Annotated in this window: 14 protein-coding genes; 4 read left to right on the top strand and 10 right to left on the bottom strand. The window is 46.6% G+C overall.

What is annotated here, in order from left to right; translation table 11 throughout:
* Positions 1 to 23: 23 nt before the first annotated feature.
* Positions 24 to 1136, bottom strand: coding sequence for a hypothetical protein (locus B5X68_RS03240; protein WP_082213217.1), 1113 nt, complete (start codon positions 1134 to 1136; stop codon positions 24 to 26).
* Positions 1137 to 1333: 197 nt separating this feature from the next.
* On the opposite strand from B5X68_RS03240, the gene B5X68_RS03235 reads away from it, so the two are divergent.
* Positions 1334 to 4117, top strand: a complete 2784-nt coding sequence (locus tag B5X68_RS03235) for a DUF6797 domain-containing protein (RefSeq protein WP_082213216.1) — start codon at positions 1334 to 1336, stop codon at positions 4115 to 4117.
* A 35-nt stretch (positions 4118 to 4152) separates the two neighbouring features.
* Here the strand turns inward: B5X68_RS03235 and B5X68_RS03230 are convergent, their stop codons facing one another.
* The 8 genes from B5X68_RS03230 to B5X68_RS03195 form a co-directional block, all read right to left on the bottom strand.
* Positions 4153 to 6600: a TonB-dependent receptor gene (locus B5X68_RS03230; protein ID WP_082213215.1), complete on the bottom strand. Its 2448-nt coding sequence runs from the start codon at positions 6598 to 6600 to the stop codon at positions 4153 to 4155.
* Positions 6601 to 6602: 2 nt separating this feature from the next.
* Positions 6603 to 7763, bottom strand: a complete 1161-nt coding sequence (locus tag B5X68_RS03225) for a PepSY-associated TM helix domain-containing protein (protein WP_082213214.1) — start codon at positions 7761 to 7763, stop codon at positions 6603 to 6605.
* Positions 7764 to 7830: 67 nt separating this feature from the next.
* Positions 7831 to 9042, bottom strand: a complete 1212-nt coding sequence (locus B5X68_RS03220; protein ID WP_082213213.1) for a DUF4374 domain-containing protein — start codon at positions 9040 to 9042, stop codon at positions 7831 to 7833.
* 28 nt (positions 9043 to 9070) lie between these two features.
* The gene (locus tag B5X68_RS03215; RefSeq protein WP_082213212.1) at positions 9071 to 11467 is read right to left on the bottom strand and encodes a TonB-dependent receptor; all 2397 of its coding nucleotides are present in this window, start codon (positions 11465 to 11467) and stop codon (positions 9071 to 9073) included.
* A gap of 103 nt (positions 11468 to 11570) precedes the next feature.
* The gene (locus B5X68_RS03210; RefSeq protein WP_082213211.1) at positions 11571 to 12785 is read right to left on the bottom strand and encodes a DUF4374 domain-containing protein; all 1215 of its coding nucleotides are present in this window, start codon (positions 12783 to 12785) and stop codon (positions 11571 to 11573) included.
* 10 nt (positions 12786 to 12795) lie between these two features.
* Positions 12796 to 13449: a hypothetical protein gene (locus B5X68_RS03205; protein WP_082213210.1), complete on the bottom strand. Its 654-nt coding sequence runs from the start codon at positions 13447 to 13449 to the stop codon at positions 12796 to 12798.
* 84 nt (positions 13450 to 13533) lie between these two features.
* Positions 13534 to 14106: an RNA polymerase sigma-70 factor gene (locus tag B5X68_RS03200; RefSeq protein ID WP_229208263.1), complete on the bottom strand. Its 573-nt coding sequence runs from the start codon at positions 14104 to 14106 to the stop codon at positions 13534 to 13536.
* Positions 14107 to 14208: 102 nt separating this feature from the next.
* A complete protein-coding gene (locus B5X68_RS03195; RefSeq protein ID WP_082213208.1) occupies positions 14209 to 14733 on the bottom strand; it encodes a GNAT family N-acetyltransferase in 525 nt (174 codons plus the stop codon).
* A 272-nt stretch (positions 14734 to 15005) separates the two neighbouring features.
* Between B5X68_RS03195 and B5X68_RS03190 the strand changes: the two genes are divergently transcribed.
* The 3 genes from B5X68_RS03190 to B5X68_RS03180 all read left to right on the top strand — a co-directional run bounded on the left by B5X68_RS03190 (position 15006) and on the right by B5X68_RS03180 (position 19289).
* Complete coding sequence (locus tag B5X68_RS03190; RefSeq protein ID WP_082213207.1) at positions 15006 to 15419, top strand: hypothetical protein; 414 nt, start codon at positions 15006 to 15008, stop codon at positions 15417 to 15419.
* Between the two features lie 52 nt (positions 15420 to 15471).
* On the top strand, positions 15472 to 16389 hold the full coding sequence (locus B5X68_RS03185; RefSeq protein ID WP_082213206.1) for an NmrA family NAD(P)-binding protein: 918 nt from the start codon (positions 15472 to 15474) through the stop codon (positions 16387 to 16389).
* An 80-nt stretch (positions 16390 to 16469) separates the two neighbouring features.
* On the top strand, positions 16470 to 19289 hold the full coding sequence (locus B5X68_RS03180) for a molybdopterin-dependent oxidoreductase (RefSeq protein ID WP_082213205.1): 2820 nt from the start codon (positions 16470 to 16472) through the stop codon (positions 19287 to 19289).
* Positions 19290 to 19316: 27 nt separating this feature from the next.
* Here the strand turns inward: B5X68_RS03180 and B5X68_RS03175 are convergent, their stop codons facing one another.
* Positions 19317 to 20468 (bottom strand): DUF3095 domain-containing protein, encoded by a 1152-nt coding sequence (locus B5X68_RS03175; protein ID WP_082213204.1) that lies wholly within the window; start codon positions 20466 to 20468, stop codon positions 19317 to 19319.
* Positions 20469 to 20506: the final 38 nt, after the last annotated feature.

Raw genomic sequence — 20506 nt, 5'->3', positions numbered from 1 at the left:
TGACCTTCCTTAAAATCAAATCCTTATAAATAACGCTCACTGGACGTCCAAAGGTCTAAGCTTCCGTTGGATCTGCGTTGCAGCAGGACCATCCTCGTGTCGTCAAGCTTGTCCAGCTGAATGACATTGGTTACCGGCAGCGATACAAAATCAACGCCTGCCGTAGCAAAACTTTCCTCAACCGGGGTTGTAAGCGATCCCTGGAAGGTTTCAATGCTCTTATATTTTACTTTAAAAACCGGGCGACTGGAATTGGACATCATCAGGAATGATTCACCGCCTTTTTTCATCGTTACCATGTCAATAGGGGAATTTCCACTGCCCATTTCAGCAACGGTCCGGCCTTTTACGTGCGAGCCTGGTTTGAGCTCGTCCAGAGGGAAAAGCACGAGCGGCGTGCAGGTGTAACTAGCCACCAGATATTTTTTGCCGCTGATCTCAGCGGTTGTAAAAGTGCGGATAGGGGACAATGTTTCGTATTTTCCGTGTGCGGCGTGATAAATTTCAAGCGTGGCCTGATCCTGCTTGTCGGTAAACGGAAAAGGAATGCTGCGGAAAGTTGATGCGAATTCCTGGCCCGAAAGCCCGCTTACAAGGACTTTCCCTTCGGCAAAACCAATGTCTGAAATGGCAGAAACGCGTAAGGAATTCCCTCTTTTATCTTTGGCTTCTTCTGACGGCGCACCATTCAATGTCAGACTTGAAAACATAACGCCTTTGGTGCTCACAGCTTCAATTTTATCACCCGAAATTTTAAACAAAACCGGCGTTCCATCGCCGGATTGTACGGCGCAGTAAACATTTTTCGAAACAGGGTTAACGGCAATGTCCTGGATCGTTATATTTTGTGCCTCGGTGCCTAGTAAGGCTGCAATTTTCTGGTCAATGTTCTTAATTTCAATGGCGGGAGCCTGCGCATTGCTGACGGCATCTTCAGTGTCGATTGCGAAAACCGTCGCGCTTTTTGAATCTCCAACAAGCAAAATGCCGTCCGGCCCGAATGCCAGGCCGCTGATCGATTTAATTTCAGGGGTTCCTTTCACCAAACCATAGTTTCCACGCGACAGGCGGCTGGTTCCTGCGAGAAATATGAGCCCTGCAAAGGCAGCAGCCAACAGAAAATACATCTTTTTCATATCCTTATTAGTTTAGTGATTTGCAATGCTGATGAATGCTCAATTTATTGAATTTGAGACAAATGTCATAATGTACGGAAAGGCCTGTCTTTACCTATGGATTTTACATAGGGTGCTTCCATTTTTCGGAAGTTTTTTCAAGTAACTTTTAAAGTGCAACGGACTTTTGAACATGTTCTTTTATTATCCGATTTATCATGCTCATTATTTTGAAACATTGCCGTAAGCATCTGGGAGCAGTCTGGATGTGCATTTTGACACTAGGATCCATTTTTTTGACCGGTTATACAGATAATAAAACGGTTGTTTCGAATTACAAAGATTCCCTGGAACTAGGGTCATTTATAGAAGCCGGGTTTCCCTACATCTCCACGTCGGTCGACGCGCGAAAGCTTGGCCCGGCGTATCCGCAGGATAATATGGCGGCGCGGACATTGGCTTTGCAGCTCGGAGGCGACGCTTATGTTTGTTTTGATACAGATCTTCTGCGTTGGTCGGTGGCATGGACAGGGAAATATTTGCCGATGGTTTTGATGGCGCAGATTTCTTATAAGGACTTTTTTAATAAAAATAACAAAATAGCCTCGCTTACAGGCGATGCCAAAATGGCCACAGGCCTGTATCCGGGCTGGACTTTGGAAAAACCTTTTTTAGGAGATTTATCCAATATAAATGAGATAAAACAGCCTACCTGGGCGCCTATGCCGGCTGACAAAGGCCGGTGGAAGGGTGTTTATGTGTATGGGAATCAGGCTATTCTCAACTATTCTGTGGGCAATTCTGATGTTGCCGAGTTGCCGGGGAGCGCGAAGTTTGAAGATCAAACCGTTTTCACGAGAGCATTTCAGTTTGAAAACAATGCCAAAGAAATTTTCCTGACCGCGGCCGAAGTGCGTAATGCAACGGGTTCGGAGGTGAAGGGCAAAATTGCCTACTTATATCACGGGACAAACAAGGATACGGTTACGGCAGTTGGTGTTTTGGGTAAAGGCGGGTTAATGCAGCCCGAAATTGCTGGTAACCAGTTTTTAACCGTGAAAGTTTCGGCTTCTCAAAAGGCGGTTAACGAAACGGTTGTTATCTGGAAAGGCCCTTCCCGCCTTAGGAAAGCGTTTGAAAATTATTGCAAAAAAGCGAAAGTGACCATTCCCGATTATAAGAAAGGAGGCCCTGCGCTATGGAAAGAAACGGTGGTAACCAAAGGAAAACTCGCGCCAGACACGGCTGCGTTTGTGACGGATCAGTTGACATTGCCTTTGCCGAATCCCTGGAAACGTAATGTGCGTGTGGCAGATATTGGGTTTTTCAAAGACGAAAGAGCTAGCGTAGTAACATTTGAAGGGGACGTTTGGATGATAGAAGGAATTGATAAAAACTTACAAAATCTGAAATGGACGCGGTTTGCGTCTGGTTTTCACGAGCCGATGAGCATTGAGGTCGTTAATGATGAGGTTTTTGTTTTTGGAAGAGAAGGCATTGTGAAGTTGCACGATCTTAATAAAGATGGTGTTGCGGATTTTTATGAAAACTTTTCCAATGTTATGGAGCAGTCAGCGGAATCCAGGGAATGGGCTGCGGATATGGTGACGGCGCCGGATGGCAGTTTTTACATTGCAAAAGGCGGCAGCCTGGACAATGGGCCAGGCATGACATCGAAAACAGGAAAAGGTTTCCGTTCGGGATCCAGCCAGAACGGCGCCATTTTGAAAATTAGCCGGGACGGCCTGAAATCGGAAGTAATTGCAACAGGTTTGCGAGGACCTTACCTGGGCATTCATCCCGAAAAAGGCATTCTCACGTCTTCCGATCAGCAGGGAAACTTTGTTCCTTCTACGCCTATTTATATGATCAAAAAAGGAGACTATTACGGTGTTCAGCCGACTGCGCACCGTTCGGATAACCCGGAAATAGCGCCTCCTTTGACTTGGATTCCGCATAGAGTGGATCGTTCGGCTATCAGCCAGGCGTGGATTACCGGAAATAAAATGGGCCCGCTGAATGGCAGCCTGATCCATTTCTCCTTTGGCAGACCAGGTTTGTTCAGGGTTTTAATAGATAGTTCTTCAAAGGTGATTCAAGGTGGTGTTTCGGCTATTCATGCCGACTACCCGGCGCCGACTTCCAAAGGCATTGTAAATCCGGTGGATGGGCAGCTATATGTAGCAGGGTTCAATTTATGGGGCTCGACTTCGACCGGCATTAGCGCGTTGCTGCGCCTGCGCTACACGGGTAAGCCAAGTTATCTGCCAAATCAGTTTAGAGCTGGAAAGCAGGGCATTGTGCTGGGTTTTGACGCAGAGCTTGATCCGAAGATGGCCACTGACCCGGCCAATTTTGCAGTAAAAAGATGGAATTATCAGCGCACCGAAGAATATGGCTCGGGTCATTTTAAAATGGACGGCACTTTTGGTGAGGAAACAATGTCGGCCGTTGCCTCTTACTTGTCAGCAGATCGTAAAAAAGTACTGTTACTGGTGCCGGAAATGGCCGAAGTAATGCAAATGGAAGTTTCGTACAAGCTGGCTGCCGCCGATGGTAAAAAAATAAATGATAGCTTCTGGTTTACAGTCAATAAAGCGGAAGATATGGATTTGAAACTTTCTGGATTTGCCAATGTTGATCTGGCGCTCTTGAATGTTAAAAAACCGGAAACCACGACGGCTCCCGAAAAAGCAGTCGTGGTTTCAGCGGATCATGGCAGGGAAATTTTCCAAAAAATGGCTTGCGCCGGTTGCCATTCGGAAGGTTTGAAAACGGACGGGATGTACGGCCCGCCGTTCCAGAATTTGTATGGCTCCAAACGCGTTTTCGAGGATGGAACAACGGCAACCGCCGATGAGAAATATATCCGCGAATCCATTTTGAAACCAGGCGATCACATCGTGAAAGGTTACAATGAAGAAATGCCTTCGTTCGTAGGCATTCTTACTGATCCAGACATTGAGTCGGTGATTTTGTACATCAAATCACTTAAAAAGTAGAGCCAAAATGCGCTTGTCAACAGCGGGGAGGCACATTAACCTCCCTGTTTCGTATTTTTCAAATCGTCGTTGTTGATCTTTCTGCCGCTGCCGCTTTTGAACATGCCTCCAAATTCCCAGCTAAACGAAAGCCGGACCGACCGCAACATATATTGCGTGCGACGCGCTGACGAAAATTCGGATGATCTGAAAATTTCGGTCTGTTCTGTATAATTACTGAATGGGTTTGCAACGACGAGATTAACGGTCAGTTTGTGGTCCGGAATCTCTTTTTTTGCCGAGAAGCTGTAATAAAACCAAGCGCTTTCGCTTCCCTGGAGCGTCACTTTCTTTGCGTCATAATCGCCGTAAAGCTGCAAGCTGTAATTGTTTTTTAGTTTCCAGCTGCTGTTTAAATTTAATCCCCAGGCATTTCCGTCGTTGCTAATGTTTAGTGCGCCGCTTTCAAATTTAGCGTAGCGAACATTGGCATTACCGTTGATTTTCCAACCTTCCAAAACAGAAAAAGCGGTTGAGAAATTAACACCATACTGACCGTTGGAAGCCAAGTTTTGCTTGGTTGTGGTTGCAATTCCAACGTTATCAATGGTCACGATGCTTTCGATCGAATTGTTCGTTTTCCTGCCAAACAGCGAAACATTTACAAACAGGTCGGAATTGCTTTGCAGGGCATAAGTGAACTCAACCTGGTTCAATTCCTCAGGCCGGATTGCGGGGTTCCCAACTATAATGTTGTTCGGGTCCTGGCTGTCGCGATTCGGGTTCAGATCCCAGATCGACGGCCGGGAAATGCGTTTGGTGTAACTTAATGTCAGGTTATTGTTAGCATTAAGCTTTTTGAAAAGCGTTGCGCTGGGAACAAAATTCCAGAAATCATTGGTAAAACGTGACCCGTTCCGGACCTGATTTCCTTCCAGAAAAGTGCCTTCCACCCGCGCGCCCGCATGCAGCGCCCATCCGCTGTTCCATTTCAATTTAACCTGACTGTAAGCAGCAAAAACGTCCTGGCGATAATCAAATTGGTCGGATCGTTCGGCAACGGGCAGAAGCACATCCGGATTCTCTTCATTGCTTGCTTCCACGTGATAAACGCTGCTGACATTTCTGAAAATGGCCTTTACTCCGCTTTCCAGCGCATGCTTCCCGGAAGGTGAAAACGGCAGGATATAGTCCCCTTGTATTGTCCATTCGCTGTTTTTGGTGCGGTTATCATTGGTTTCCCTATACATTAATGTTTGCTCGTTATCCCGCTGAAATGCATTGTAGTCATAACTATCCACCGCCCGGTTATGCTGCGCCATTAAATACAATTCCTCACCGGGTTTGGCAAATTTATGTGTGTATCCTAAATTAAGATCCATGCCTTTATTAGGCGCTTTTGTGCTGACTGATTGTTTATAGGACTCCAATAAAGTGCCGTCAGGAAGCGAACGGCGGTTGGATTGCTCGCTATTTTGCGGCCAGTTACCCAGCCAGCCGTTAGCCGAAAAATTGAAGACATTTGCAGAATCGGGAGCGAATTCAACCTGAATGTCGCCCGAGCCGTGCGGTTTAATGTTGTCGCTTTCAATGTTTTGATTCACCTTTCCCTTCGCAATCCCGTTTTCCAGTGTCGTCCGGTCAGTGTTGACAAGCTCCTTTGTCCTCAATCTGTGCATATGGAAGGCGCTGGTAATGTTCCACTTATCCCGGTTTCCCGACAAACGTGGGTTAATAGCTTGTTCCAGGTTGCCCGCCACTGCCTCAATGGTCCCACTGGCACTTTTTGTTCCTTTTTTTGTAATGATATTAATGACCCCGGCGGCACCTTCTGCGTCATATCTGGCGGATGGGCTCGTGATCACTTCCACGGATTTGATGGACCCCGCAGGCATCATATTCAGCGCATCGCCCGGGCTTCGCGCCATTTGCCCTGAATATTTTCCATTAATTAAAATACGTAGATTGGAACTTCCGCGCATGCTCACATTGCCTGCCGCATCTACATTCAGGATCGGCGCTTTACGTAAAACATCCGCCGCCGTTCCGCCCTGGTTACTAATGTCTTTTTCAGCATTATAAATCAGCATTCCAGGCTGTTGCTCAACCAGTTGCTTTTGCCCGGTGATGGTAACCGCTTTGAGTTGATTGGTTTCAGGGGAAAGGTTAATCGTCCCAAGATCAAGGACTTGTGCGGATTGTATTTTGAACGCAACCATTTTCTGACTGTAACCGACGAAACTCAGATTAAGGAAATATGTTCCGGTGGAAATGTCCGCAGATTTAAACAAACCGTTTTCATCCGAATAGGTGAGGGCCACAACTTTTTTCTCCGCATCAAGAATGCTGATGGTGGCATACTCAACAGGCTTTTTGGAAACAGAGTCTATCACGTAGCCTTTAATTAAATAAGCTGGCTTGGTTTGAGAAAAAGAGGCATTGGAAATTAAGGCACTTAAAATCAATGTAGTAAAGAGAATGTTTATTCGTATTTTATTTTTCATGGCTATGAAGATGACGACCAGCTTGCAAACGCCGGAGAAGCAGATTTTTTGGAGCCCAACCGTTGGCGGCCCCACCGTGTGCGGCCCAACCAAATGTAGAAACCTGTAATAGGAAGACTGGTGCAGATTAAGCTCGCTATGAAGTAAAGGATTTTTGTGGTAATGCCGCCAATTGCGCCTACGTGCAACGCATAATTCGTGCGCCGGAGCCACTGGCCGATTTTTAGTTTTGAAATTTGCGTCTCGGATCCAGGTAATTCTTCTAACGTATTCTGATCCAGATAAACGTAGCGCCACGATCCGTTGTACATATCGGTGCAGAGGGAAATCGGGTCGGAGGGCTTTTCCGGAAAGGAAACAATGATAGCATCTTTTTCATAAACACCAATTTCCTCAACGCCTTTTTTCCAGGCTTTGTCCACCATGTCCATGGCAACAAGCGGGCGGATAACCGTTGTGTCGGAGAATGCTCTGGTGTATTTTGGGACCTGTTCGCCGCCTGTGCTGAGCCAATAAAATCCTTTGTTAAACCATGCAAAACCCATGATCAGGCCCGTTACCGCCAGAATGATCGCAATGGTCATGGAGTAGAAACCGAGCACATTATGCAGGTCATAATTTACGCGTTTGAACTTTGCATACCATTTGATTTTAAAGCTTTTGTCACGGGCTGACTTCGTCCACTTTTTCGGCCACCAAAGGATTAACCCGGAAATGGTTATGATCAAAAACATAAGCGTTGCGTAACTGACAATGGCATGTCCCAGATCACTTTCCAGCCAGAGGCCAGTGTGCCCATCTAGGATAAAATGGAAGAAATCTTCATGGTCCACCAACGCAACCACTTCTGCGGTGTATGGATTAATGTAGACAGCCGAATCGGAATTCAAACTAAAATGCGCTGTGTGGTTAGCTCCATGATACCAAACACTGTTAATTTCTTTACCAGGCATAGCATCCTGAACAGCCGGCAAAAGCTTGGACGGAGGCAGCATAGGCAGGTTTTTTGGATTTTCTGCGTGCAAATGCTGCATGGTCATATCTTCCAGTTCGCTTTCGAAAACCAGGATGCAACCCGTCAAACTCACAATGACCACAACGATTCCGGAAGCAAGTCCAAGCCAGAGATGAAGCCAGGCATTTATTTTTTTCAGAATTTCCATATTAAAATTGTAGTCAGAAAAGATAGGTTCTGCCCGAAGAATCGGAGCAGAACCAAATGACGAGGTCTTATTTTGTTTTTTCCAAACGGAGAATGTAGTCGATGCCGCCCACGAATTCAGCGCCTTTTGTCAACTTGTCGCTGGCTGGATCATATTGCCAGATGTAATCTTTATCGGTGGCATTAACGGCAATGTAAGCCTTGCCATCTTCCACAACCACGGCCTGAACCATCCTTTCGCCTTTATCAGCAGGCAAATCAAGTTTCTTGATGAATGCACCCGATTTTACATCGATAACAGAGAAAGAGTGGTCAGCGTCGATGGATTGTCCGGCCGTTCTCGTGCGGATAATGGCTTTTCCGTTGCCGATGTACCACATCGCTGCACCCATTTCTTTGTTCACTTTCGCAGAAAAATCGAAGTAGTAACCCGTATCCAATTGTGTAGAGCCGCTTTTGATCCGGTAAACAGAAGATGGCGATTTGTAATCGTAACCGCTGACAGGGTCGCTGATGAAATAAATATCATTGTTCTCGTCGATGAACGAAGCTGGTGCGTATACAATCGGCCCGCCCGGCGTGGTCGTGCGCGTGTCCGAAATGTTGCTTTCCGTGGTCATAGCAGGGTAGTTGATGACCGCCACATTGAACTTGGAGTAAACGGGCATATTCGGATAATTTGTAAAATCGCTCGACCCAAATCCGTATCCTACAAATAGTTTGTTAGCACGATATTCAGCAAAACCAATGCTGTATTCGTCAAATCCTTTGGGCAATGCTTCAAGATTCAGTTTTCCCGTTGTTACGGTCATATCCGCCACCTTCACAATTGCATAGCGCCCTTCGCTTTCGCCGGTTCCGAAAATAACCAGCGTTTCGTTGTCGGCCCATGCGTAGGAACTCCAGTTAAGCCACGTAAAAGGCACTTCTTTGTCCACCAGCAGGGCCCCGTTTTCAACATGATATTTTCCCAAACGTCCGCTGTTGAAGTTGGCATGATAGTAAAATCCGTCTTTCTGAATAATGTCCTGGGCGTAAACTTTGCCCGTCATTTCGGCGCCATTGCCTTGTAAGCTGATCGTTCCCTCCGTTAGTGAAGGCACGTCGGCAATATAGTAAGCCGTGTTGGGCCAGCTGCCGACGCAAAGCACGGCCGAGTATTTGCCTTCAACGGTCGGGTCCGTTTTTTCAATGTCATCTTCGCTTGAACAGCCGTTGAGGGCAAGTCCCAGAAGTGCGACGAATGCGATTTTTGTGGTCAGATTAAAAATATTGTTCATTTTAGTTATATGGATTTTGATTGAATTATTATTTGAGGAAATACCGTAGTTTCAATGAGAAGGCGCGTCCCGGCTTTTGTAAGCGGAAATTGTCAAACGCGAGGTCGTCCGTCAGGTTGCGGCATTCGGCGGAAATATTGTAGCGGCCATCATGCAGAGAATAGCTGAGCGATGCGTTGTGAATGAGCTGGTTAGGAATCGTGGATTTGCCATTCACATTGCCAAATGCTTCCCAGGTCAGGTAAAACCAATGCACATATTGTGTAAACCAGTTGAACTGCAACCGGTTACCCGTGCCAAAAACATTGCTCTTGCCAATCGTCAGGTTTGCATTACCGAAAAGCCAGGGCTGATTAGGAATTTTGTTCTTATAAGTAGCCTCGTAAGTTGTGGAAGCAGTATTTCCGAACTTGGTCATATTCACCGCATTCTGATAAGTTGCATTGATGTTGAAAGCAAGCAGATCTGCATAATCGTATCGAAATTCGGCTTCAAAACCTGTCACCCTGACGCTGGATTTGTTTTCATTTTTAAGCGCTTTGGATCGCTGGTCGGGAACAGGATAAATGAAATCAACGGCGTTCCGATAAAATCCGGCCGCTTCGAAGAAAAAGCGGTGTTTATTGTTCCGGAAGCCATAGTAAGCGCCCACGTTCACGTTATCGCTGCTTTCCGGTTTCAGGTCCGGGTTAGGCTGAATGTTCAAGCCGTCGCCAAACATTTCCTCCACTTCCTGCAAGCGGTAGGCATGTTCCAATGAGATTTTTACACCCAGATCAGGCAGGATTTTGTATCGGGAAGCGATGCCGTAACCGAAGTTGTTGAACGTTGTATCAACTGTCCGGTAAGCCTGTTCAATATATTTTTTCCTTTCCAGGCCGAGTCCGTAATATTTGGCAAAGAATGTGTTAACCCACTTTTTATCAAGCAGTTCCTGCTGGTAGGCAACGCCCAGGATTTGTTTGTTCATCACGCCCGGCATATCATCATCCGGACTGATCAATGCATTGTAACTTTCGTTTTTCAGGTGATCGATGATGTAGTTAATGTTAAAGGAATGGCGCTCATTTAATGTGTAGCTGAGGTTCGCTCTGGCGAAGCTTCTGGGACGGTTAATGTGCGAAACGGATTTGATAGAACCCATTTCCGACGCACCTTTGGCTGTCCAGGAACCATCCCAGTAATATTGACGCAGCAATGTGTCGGCAGTAATGTAGCTGTCTTTGGTAACGGAGGCAAAAAGACTCAAATCAAGGCCCTGAGTCAGTAAATCGGTCTTTTTGTATCGCAGATTTCCGCTGAACGCCTTGCTTTCGCGGGTAACATTTCCGTAAACAATCGTTTGCTCAAATCCGGTTTGCAGGTCCTGCGTGCCGCCTGTGTAACCAAAACCTGCAAAGAGCACATCGGCCCATTTTTTGTTGGTTACACCCACTTCAATCTGCCCCATGGCAGAGCGATATTTGTCATGAAAACGGCGGGCATCGGTCACTACGAACGATGCGCCGGTAAGGTCCGTGATCTGATCGCCCCTTCGGGTGCCGCCTTGCAGGATCTCGACGCCCTTCATTTTATAATTATTGTCCGAATAATTGAAGAAAGCCGTTCCTTTCAAGATCAAGCCAGTTGGCTTGTGGACGTATTGTCCAGTCAGGGAAGATCTATGGGTGTTAAAAGAACCGTAGCTGTGGCTGATATCAAGGAAGTTGCTCTGTTTTTGATTGGTAATCACATTAACCGCGCCGCCCATTGCATCCGATCCAAGTTGCACCGGAACCACGCCCTTGTAGACTTCAATGCGCTCGGCAATGTTCACAGGAATGTTGTTCAGCGACATTGCGCTGCCCAAAATCTCCATGGGAACGCCGTCAATAAAATATTTGACCGCCTTACCGGATAGGCCATTGATTGAGAAATTAAAATTAGAACCCAATCCACCTTGCTCCCGTATACGTACACCTGCGCTGCGGTTCAGCACCTGGTTCAGATCGGCAGTTGTGTTCGCGAATTGTTTTGTTTCAATGGCATTAGCTGCGAATGCCTGCTCTTTTACGACCTGAGTTTCTGTTTTTCCAAAAACCTGCACTTCATTCAGGTTCGTCTGATTTTCTTTCAAAACAACATTTAAAGTTGCTGTCTTTCCGGCTTTTACATTAACCGTCTGTGAGACTTTCAGGTAACCCAGTGCAGAAATTTCAACAGTATAATTACCGTTTTTCAGGTCACGGATTTCGAAGAATCCCTGCGCATCACTGGTTGTGCCAATGGTCGAATTTTTGATTGAAACAGAGCTGCCCGGCAATGCAGCATTTGGTCCGGTTGTAATATATCCGGAGATAGAAGGGGAGTTTTGGGCATTTGCCCAGCACGACAGCGCTATTATAAATAGTAGAAGCCCTGAGCGCAAGGATTTACGGGAATGCATTTTAGAGGATATGTTTATATCCTAAGTAGCGCATCACATGATTTCCCGAAGTTCCTGGAAAAAAAAATTTAAGATTTTTTCATAACTACATTTTGGGGGCAGATCAGTTCAGTCTTTCAAGCCTCAGAATATAGTCGACGTCGCCTTCAAATTTCAATCCTTTACGTAGCTCGTTTGATTTTGGGTTATAAATCCAGACATAACTTCCCTCAGCATCGGAATTGACCGTAATATAAACCAATCCGTTTTCTACCAGCACACACTGTCGAGCCGTGCCCTTATCGAGAGGTAGGTTTAGTCGGGTAGTTGATTTTGAAGCCAGGTCCAACACAAAAAAATCCATATGCGGAACGCGGTAATGGTCCTTCATGCCCGTAAAAAGCCCTTTACGCTCTGTTCTGACAATGGCTTTTCCATTGCCGATGTACCACAATCCGTAACCGTGATTGCGGATGGGTGAAGCAGAAATGTTGAAAAAATATTCCGGATCAATTTGTCCCTGACCCTTCTTAATGCGGAATATGGCCGTAGGTTTATCAGGATTATTCCCGAGCGCAATGCCTGGGCAGGCTATAAAATAAAAATCGCCTTTTTCATCCGTGAAGTCATGCGACTGATTGGTATTAATCCCGCCCGGATAAGCCGAACGGATATCTTTCATGCGCCCGACAGAGCGCATATCAGGATAATGCAGCACTTCTGTGTACACCGTATCGCTCGTTGTATAACCTTTTAGTGCATGGGTTGTATGATAAGTGTACCCGATTAGCAGCCGGTCATTTTCAAGTTTTGAAAAACCAACAGACATGGAATTAAATGTGCCGAAAGGCGAGGGAATAGGCACTGAGCCTTGCACCGCCTGCATTTCCTTTACGTGCACCTTCGCAAAGCGCACCTTTTGCATGGTCGCATCGCAGCCGATCAGGAGAATGGTGTCCGCCGAAATCCAATTGTAATTTTCAAGATTTTTGAAACCGTCCAGTTGCAGTGAAGCCTCCTCCGTGAACACATTATTAATGATTGCGATCTTGATAAATCGCCCCGTTTTCCAATCGACACGGTAATAATGTCCGTCGCGGACGATGAGGTCGTAATAGAGGGGAGCCGGAGCGACTTTCGCGCCTTCGGAAGGGTCAAGCGTGCCCGAAGCAATGGAATCCACTTGTGAAATGTATTCCTTCCCATCTTTCATCATTGCATAAATGCTGTATTTTTTATCAGTATCGCCTTGTTTGCCAGGCTTTTCTGTGTTGCAGCCGAAAAAAGATATTAGGATTGCTATAAATAGTCGGGAAGCACCCCTTTTGGCAGGATTCATGGGGGGATTGTCAGATATCGAATTGGTGCAAAAGTTGTTTCATAACCAGCGGAGGAAGGCTCATCACAGCGCCCTCTTCGAGCACAATCACCTCGTTGCTGTTTGCGTTGCTGCTATAATTCAAGGCATAATAGTTTAAGCCTTTTTTTAAAATCACTTTCTCTTTGTTATCTGTTGGGTTTTCACAGGTGCCCTGAATGGTGAACTCAATGTCTTCTTTCGGGTTGATCATCATAGCCCCGCAAAAGTCAATCACACCGGTTTCGCTGTTGATCTCCACATTGCTTTTAGGCCCCACAGAAATCGTAAAGTCATTGGACTGAACATTTTTATTGACCGTTTCGGAAGTGTTGTTCAGTTTGATAATGTCCTGAGAACCCGATTTCTGCAAAAAATACCACCCCGACCCGACCATAACAAAAACCGCTGCCGACGCTGCAACCTGACGCCAGAGTGGCCGAATCTTATTTTGACCCTTCTGCGGTAAAACAGAAGCAATTTCCGCCCACATTTCATGTTGTATAGCAAGCTTATCCCCGCCCGCAGGCAATGCCAGTTCGTCGGTGCTTTCGTCGCTGAAAAGCCAGTCTTCGACCGCCTTCTTTTCCTCAGCAGAACACATTCCGTCGTGGTATTTTTCAAGAAGCTCTTTGCTTATTTGCATGCAGGCCGTTCAGGAATTGGTTTGACTTCCTTTATGGTAAAAGTAGCATAAATCTGCATTTACCGTAAGCCGCTTAGGCAAAAACTAGTGGATATACTCGGTAAGATTGGTTCGCAGGGTGTTAAGCGCTCTGGTGATGTGATATTCAACAGCTCGTTCGGAGATCAGCAGAGAAGAGGCAATTTCCTTATTGCTCAATCCTTGTTCGCGGCTCATTTTGAATACGTTGCGACATTGACAGGGTAATGTATCAACCAGGTTATCCACCTTGTTTTTCAATACATTGAACATTACTTCATTTTCTGTGCAATGTGCCGAATTGCAATAATTGGATAACGCAACTTCCGTATGTTCCCTTCTGGATTTTGTATTTCGGATATATTCAAAAACCTTGAATTTGGCCGAGCGCAGCAGATAGCGCTCGATAGAGGTGTTGATTTCCAGCTCATCTTTTCTTTCCCAGAGCGATTTGAAAATCTCCTGGACCATTCCCTTGGCAGGTTCTACTTCGCGGATATTATTATAACAAACGGCATAAACCTTTTCCCAATGCAGCAAATAGATCTGCTTGAATGTCTTTTCATCAATTCTGAAAGGAATAATATCGGGTAAATTTTCAGGCATGCGCTGGATACTCTCGCGATTGGATCGTCGCAAATATAGCAGCTTATTTAAAACTATTCCAGATAAAAACGAGACTTATTAGAATTAATGTAAAAAGCAGGAGCAGCCAATTCGCACCGCTCCTGCCAGTATTACCTAGGATTTACACAATTTGTAAGTAAGAATACGATCCGCATCGCCGATTAGTGTGAAACCGTTTTTCTCTAAAATCCTTCTCGATGGCAAATTGTCAGAATACGTATGAACGATCACATTTTCAACATTTTCGTGCGCCAGGGCCCATTGGGACATGACTTGTAAAGCCTCCGTGGCGTAACCTTTGCCCTGCTGGTTTTCGTGGATCATATATCCGATCTCCGCCTCCCGGTTTTCGTTGGGGAGACCATTGAAACCCATGCCACCCACGGATATATTGTCGCTTTTTAGGACAATTTCCCAGCTTGTAAACCATTGATAGCTTTCCGGGAACTGTAATGTTTTAGGTAACCAGAAGTTTACTAATGCATCCTCAATCTCAGTCACATACAATGGATCGATCTTGATTTCTGAATGATTAAGGCCTAATGCAGCCTCCATTTGGGGCCTGCTGGTATGATATTGCTGCAACAGCTGATGCGTTAAAGGGATAAGCTTTAACCGCGTAGATTCAATATAGAACATTGGATTTGTTTGGTTTTGATAACAATAAGAAACTGGTTCAATTGTGACAATTGAAATTCAGGCCGCCTGTGTAAGGAGGCAATTGTTATGCAATTCCAGGCGTGGAAATCAGCCTTTTAAAGATAATAGGGAACAGAGGCGTTCAGTTTTTTTTACAAAGAAAAAGCATTCAGTCTTAAATGCAAGCAAAGGGAAGGCCTGATTTGTATTTTAATAACCAGTTGATATATTTGTTTTAGCCGCAAATCAAAAACTGTAACTCCGAAATAAGTATGGACGTACTCAATTATTTGCGAGACGAGATTAAAGCATATTTCCCTGAATCCAGCGAATTGCAACTTTCAAGCGCTTTTGCTAATCACCGGCGCTTCAATTTCTACTTTGAAATCGCCCCGCAACAACGTTTTCTGCTCTATCTCAGCTGGGATGGAGATTATGACCGCTTTACATTAAAATCGCTCGAATTCAGTAGTGAGGAAGAGTTGGAAAGGCTTGCCGCAGCCTATCCCGAGAAGGGCTCCAAAGCATTTAACATAGGCCGCCCCCGCGCAACAGTTTCCTTCGAAAGCAGGGGCGGAAATAATTTATCGGCGCTGGAATTCAAGGGCGCGGTCCGTTTAGATACCAATGTGAAAGAACTTTCCGGTCGGGAATTGATGCAATGCGTCAACCCTTTCGAAGGATGAGATTGTGCGGGTACAATTGTTGTACTTTCTCCCGCACATTTAAATCTTCATCATGACAGACTTTACGCAGTTTCCCAAATCCGGTACAATTATTCTGGCGGGCGCTACAGGCGAATTGGGTTTTCTTATTGCTGGCTTTGTGGTCCGGCGCGGTGGCAGTTTAAAATCGTTGGTCAGGAAAGGAAGTGACAATGCGCGTATTCCTGAGCTGCGCCGTCTTGGTGCTGAGATCATTGAGGTGGATTTTAATAATGTCGCCGAATTGGTGAAAGCCTGTTCTGGTGGAACCTGCGTAGTTTCTGCTTTGTCGGGGCTTCGGGATGTGATCGTAGAAACGCAAACCCGGTTACTCAATGCGGCCGTTGAAGCAGGTGTTCCCCGCTTTATTCCATCAGATTATTGCATCGACTACACCAAATTGCCGGAAGGCAGCAACCGCAACCTGGACCTGCGCCGCGAATTCAGCACGAGGCTCAATAATGCACCCATAGCACCCACGTCCATTCTCAATGGCATGTTCACCGATTTGCTGACGGGCCAGGCGCCAGTGGTTTTGTTCAAGATCAAACGTGTGCTTTACTGGGGAGATGCAGATCAACCCATGGATTTTACAACGACAAGGGACACAGCTGCTTACACGGCTGCGGCGGCACTCGATACAACAACGCCGCGATTTCTGCGCATTGCCGGTGAGGTTGCAACAATCCGCGATATCCAGACAGCCGCCACCAAAGCGACAGGCGAAGAGTTCGGGACATTGCGTGCTGGCAGCCTGGGATTTCTTGGCTCAATGATTAAAATTACCCGCGCTTTATCCCCAAAAAACGACGAAGTATTTCCGCCTTGGCAGGGCATGCAATATCTTCACAACATGTTGAGCGGCAAGCCAAAACTCAGTCCGCTCGAGAACGACCGTTATCCCGAAATCCGCTGGACGCTGGTGCGCGAGGTGCTGGCAACGAAACATTAAGCATTGTATCCGCAGACAACTTGGATGGGTAGACTTCCAGGTCAGAAGCGCTTATTGGAGTTATATTATTTCGAAATGATATGACAAACAAGAAAGGGGACGGCGAGAAATCGAACGATGATTATTTTTTCAATCTTCCGCAGGAAGACCGCCGCCTTTTCCTCAAAAAATCCATAGCCTTTGCCGGACTGACATTAGCACCCGCTTCTTTATTGCGAGCAGCTACGGGACAGGAATTGCCTGCCGGTGATGCTGAAAAAGTCAAACTCACCTTGCATGTTAACGGCAAAAAGAGGCGCTTGACCGTGGATCCGCGCATGACCACACTCGACCTGCTTCGCGAAAAACTGGGTCTTACCGGCACAAAAAAGGGCTGCGATTTTGGCCAATGCGGTGCCTGCACCATTCACGTTGATGGCCAGCGTGGACTTTCTTGTCTGAGCCTTGCGGTTATGCAACACGGCAAGAAGATCACAACGATTGAAGGTCTGGGCAAAGAAAGCCAGCTTCACCCGATGCAGGAAGCGTTTATCAAACACGATGGTTTCCAATGCGGTTACTGCACACCCGGCCAGATCATGTCGGCTGTTGCTTGCATCCGCGACGGCCAGGCAGGGTCGGAAGCAGAAATCCAGGAATACATGAGCGGTAACCTGTGTCGCTGCGGCGCCTACCCAAATATCGTGAACGCAATCGTGGAGGTTAAAAACGGCAATCAGAAGTCGGTTAATGATGTTACTGACTCGGAAATGTCTCTTGATCGCGTGGATGGACGGGTTAAGGTGGACGGAACTGCGAAATATTCTGCCGAATATGCTTTCGAAAACCTGGCCCATGCGGTGCTTGTAACGAGCACAATAGCAAAAGGGACTATTTTAAGCATTGATGCAAAAGATGCGGAAGCCACTCCCGGCGTGCTTACCGTGATCAGCCATTTGAATTCTCCCGGAGCGCCTGGATATGGAGAAGCCAAACAACCCGCTGAGCGAGCGAGCATGGGCACAGCATTCCGAGTGTTCTTTGACAACCTTATTTATTTCAATGGTCAACCCGTTGCTATGGTGGTTGCCGAAACCTGGGAGCAAGCCAATTATGCGGCTTCGCTGGTGAAAATTGAGTATAAGATTGAAAGGCATCAGACCAATTTTGAAGAGAATATCCAGCACGCTGCTATTGCGCAAGGTGTTCAAAAAAATAAGAATTCTCCATTTCAGGATTATACAAGAGGAAATCCCGCCGCCTTCGACGATGCGAAAGTAAAGATCGAAGCCACGTATACAATCCCGACCCAGCATCATCAGCCAATGGAGCCGCATGCAATCGTTGCGGTTTGGGAAGGGGCGGATAGATTGACGGTTTATGATAAGAATCAAGGTGTTAAGTCGGCGCAGGGAAATCTGGCACAGGCATTCAAACTGCCGCGGGAAAACGTCAAAGTGAATGCGCAGTTCATTGGCGGAGCATTTGGCTCTGGCATTCGCGTGTGGCCGCATACAGTGGCGGCTGTGCTGGCAGCCAAAAAATTGAACCGGCCAGTCAAGCTGATTTTAGGACGTGATTTAATGTTTACGTCAGTCGGCTACCGGCCTTATACAATTCAAAAAGTCGCCATTGGTGCCGATGAAAACGGGTTGCTCTCAGCCATTTCACATGAAGGTATCGGACAAACTTCTGCTTATGAAGAGCATTTGGAACGCACAATCCTCGCTTCCCGGGCCATGTATGCCTGCCCGAATATGTCCACAAAATATAAGCTGCTTAGTCTGGACGTAAATACGCCTACGTGGATGCGCGGCCCTGGTGATGCCACGGGCATGTTTGCATTGGAATCGGCATTGGATGAGCTGGCATACGCAATGAAAATAGATCCGCTGGAAATGCGGTTGCGCAATTATGCGGAAAGTGATCCGGAACGAAATTTACCATGGTCGGCCAAGGGGCTCAGAGAATGTTATGAGCTGGGCGCGGAGAAATTTGGCTGGAAAAACCGGACATTCGAAACCCGTTCCATGCAAAAAGACAACATGCTCATCGGTTACGGAATGGCTTCCAGCTTATATGGTTTCCACCGGCACCCGAGTAAAGCAAGGGCCATTATGCTTGCAAACGGCTCCGTAATTGTGCAAAGTGCCACGATGGATATTGGCCCCGGAACCGGAACTGCCATGACCAGAATCGCGGCAAAAGTGCTCGGAGTCAGTCCGAAAAAGATCCGTTTCGACCTGGGTGATTCCAGCCTGCCGGACGCTCCCGGCCAGAACGGCTCTTCGACCATTCCAAGTGTTGGTTCCGCGGTACATGTCGCTTGCGAAGCGCTAAAAAAGAAGCTGTCGGATTTGGCTGCCCGAATGCCTGGTGGTTCGGGGTCAAAAAACATAACGTATCCCGATATATTGAAATATCATAATTTACCGCAAGTTGAGGTCACTGAGGAATCCAAATCCGGGCCGGAACGCGATCAGTATTCGATGTATTCTTTTGGCTGCCATTTTGTGGAAGTGCACGTGAATTCCGTAACGGGCGAAGTGCGCGTAAAGCGTGTGGTCACTTGCGCGGATGTTGGCAAAATTATTAACTTCAAAACGGCCCGCAGCCAATCGATTGGCGGCGTCGTGGGCGGCATTGGCATGGCGCTGATGGAAGCGTCTGTCATGGATCATCGTTATGGTCGCTACATTACCAGGGATTTTGCGAATTATCATATCCCTGTTCACAAGGATATCCCGCAAATTGACGTCGTTTACGTGGATAAGCCCGACATGCTGGTTAATCCCATCGGTTCAAAGGGATTGGGGGAAATAGCCATTGTAGGTGTAGCGGCAGCTGTTGCAAATGCAGTTTTCCATGCGACCGGTAAGCGCGTCAGGGAGCTGCCGATTACGGTGGAAAAGCTGATTTGAGCTAGAAAACGAGCCAAACTTTACAAACTAGAACTTGCGCAATTTGGGCTTCAAAACACCCGCGGCTTTTGTGTACCCGCCGTCGGATCCGTCTACGAAATGAATGTGGCCATCTTTCAGGTCGCGGACGTAGCACGACATGACGGATTCCGTGCTTACATAAAGTCCGTATCGGATTTCGTTGTTACTTTCCATGTCGTCAAGCACTTTTTGCAGGGCTATGCGCTGGCGTTCTGTGCCTGAAATCACAGTGTTAATCTTACCGTCGATAACAAGTGTATCAGCCATTTCCACAAGGCTTTTCAGGTAATTTTTGCCTTTTGCAGTGCGAAAATAAAAATAGCCCGTAATTGCGGCAAACCAGTTTCCTATGATATTGAAAATGTTCGCATGTCCTGTTTTGACTTTTACTTCAAGCCGGTTGAATGTTGTTTTCCATTTTAATTTAGGAACAGAAATCGGCTGACGCGCTTCGGGGCTTCCGTATATGGCATCAATTTGATGCAGAACTTTACTGAAAACCTGCGGCTGTTCTTCTACTTTTACTGCAATTACGAGCAATGTAACGATCTCATTGCTTTGCTCAGGCGGCTCGATCCGGTCCCAGCGGCATTGCATTCCGCTCAGGTCAAGGTCGCCTTCGGATGAATCTGGCCCGCTTAGTAAATATCCTTCCCCCTTAATGACCTGTTCGGCGTAATTAAGGCCATTTCCGAGAATGATTGGAATTGCAAAAATGTGGGAACGACGGAATTTGCTCAGCTTCAATTCATGTCCCTGCGCGTAAATGTCACGGACAGCAACCAGGCCAATTCTTAGTTTCAGCTCGAAATTCGCCCATGTATTTGCTTTATACAGCCGCAATGCAGGCATCACCCGATCCACAATAGCGGCCGGAAGCAGGAAAGTGGCGCCATCTCCACCAAAAAAGAAAGGAACGACAATGTTGGCTTTAAATGCAATGTTCAAAACTGTAACAATGCTGCCCGTAGCAACCAGATTTACGGTTTCATGACTTCCATTGACTACCGCAAGCGTTGAGTTTTGAATGTCGGTAATTAACACAAACCAGCTCTCCGGAACCTTGTAAAACAGGTGTTCCTCGGTTAAAAGGTCATTGAGGGAAATATGGTTCTCGGGTAATCTCGAGTAAAACTGCTCATCCTTCGACATAGCCATGGCATAAGGGCGTTTGCGCAGTTGAATATGGTCAAAAT

The organism is Dyadobacter psychrophilus (assembly GCF_900167945.1).
Taxonomy (GTDB): domain Bacteria; phylum Bacteroidota; class Bacteroidia; order Cytophagales; family Spirosomataceae; genus Dyadobacter; species Dyadobacter psychrophilus.
This window is presented reverse-complemented; position numbering and strand designations above follow the sequence as displayed.

Bases quoted from the DNA above. Each gene is read 5' to 3' on its own strand.
- B5X68_RS03240 (WP_082213217.1), bottom strand. From the start codon at position 1,136: ATGAAAAAGATGTATTTTCTGTTGGCTGCTGCCTTTGCAGGGCTCATA.
- B5X68_RS03235 (WP_082213216.1), top strand. From the start codon at position 1,334: ATGCTCATTATTTTGAAACATTGCCGTAAGCATCTGGGAGCAGTCTGG.
- B5X68_RS03230 (WP_082213215.1), bottom strand. From the start codon at position 6,600: ATGAAAAATAAAATACGAATAAACATTCTCTTTACTACATTGATTTTA.
- B5X68_RS03225 (WP_082213214.1), bottom strand. From the start codon at position 7,763: ATGGAAATTCTGAAAAAAATAAATGCCTGGCTTCATCTCTGGCTTGGA.
- B5X68_RS03220 (WP_082213213.1), bottom strand. From the start codon at position 9,042: ATGAACAATATTTTTAATCTGACCACAAAAATCGCATTCGTCGCACTT.
- B5X68_RS03215 (WP_082213212.1), bottom strand. From the start codon at position 11,467: ATGCATTCCCGTAAATCCTTGCGCTCAGGGCTTCTACTATTTATAATA.
- B5X68_RS03210 (WP_082213211.1), bottom strand. From the start codon at position 12,785: ATGAATCCTGCCAAAAGGGGTGCTTCCCGACTATTTATAGCAATCCTA.
- B5X68_RS03205 (WP_082213210.1), bottom strand. From the start codon at position 13,449: ATGCAAATAAGCAAAGAGCTTCTTGAAAAATACCACGACGGAATGTGT.
- B5X68_RS03195 (WP_082213208.1), bottom strand. From the start codon at position 14,733: ATGTTCTATATTGAATCTACGCGGTTAAAGCTTATCCCTTTAACGCAT.
- B5X68_RS03190 (WP_082213207.1), top strand. From the start codon at position 15,006: ATGGACGTACTCAATTATTTGCGAGACGAGATTAAAGCATATTTCCCT.
- B5X68_RS03185 (WP_082213206.1), top strand. From the start codon at position 15,472: ATGACAGACTTTACGCAGTTTCCCAAATCCGGTACAATTATTCTGGCG.
- B5X68_RS03180 (WP_082213205.1), top strand. From the start codon at position 16,470: ATGACAAACAAGAAAGGGGACGGCGAGAAATCGAACGATGATTATTTT.
- B5X68_RS03175 (WP_082213204.1), bottom strand. From the start codon at position 20,468: ATGGCTATGTCGAAGGATGAGCAGTTTTACTCGAGATTACCCGAGAAC.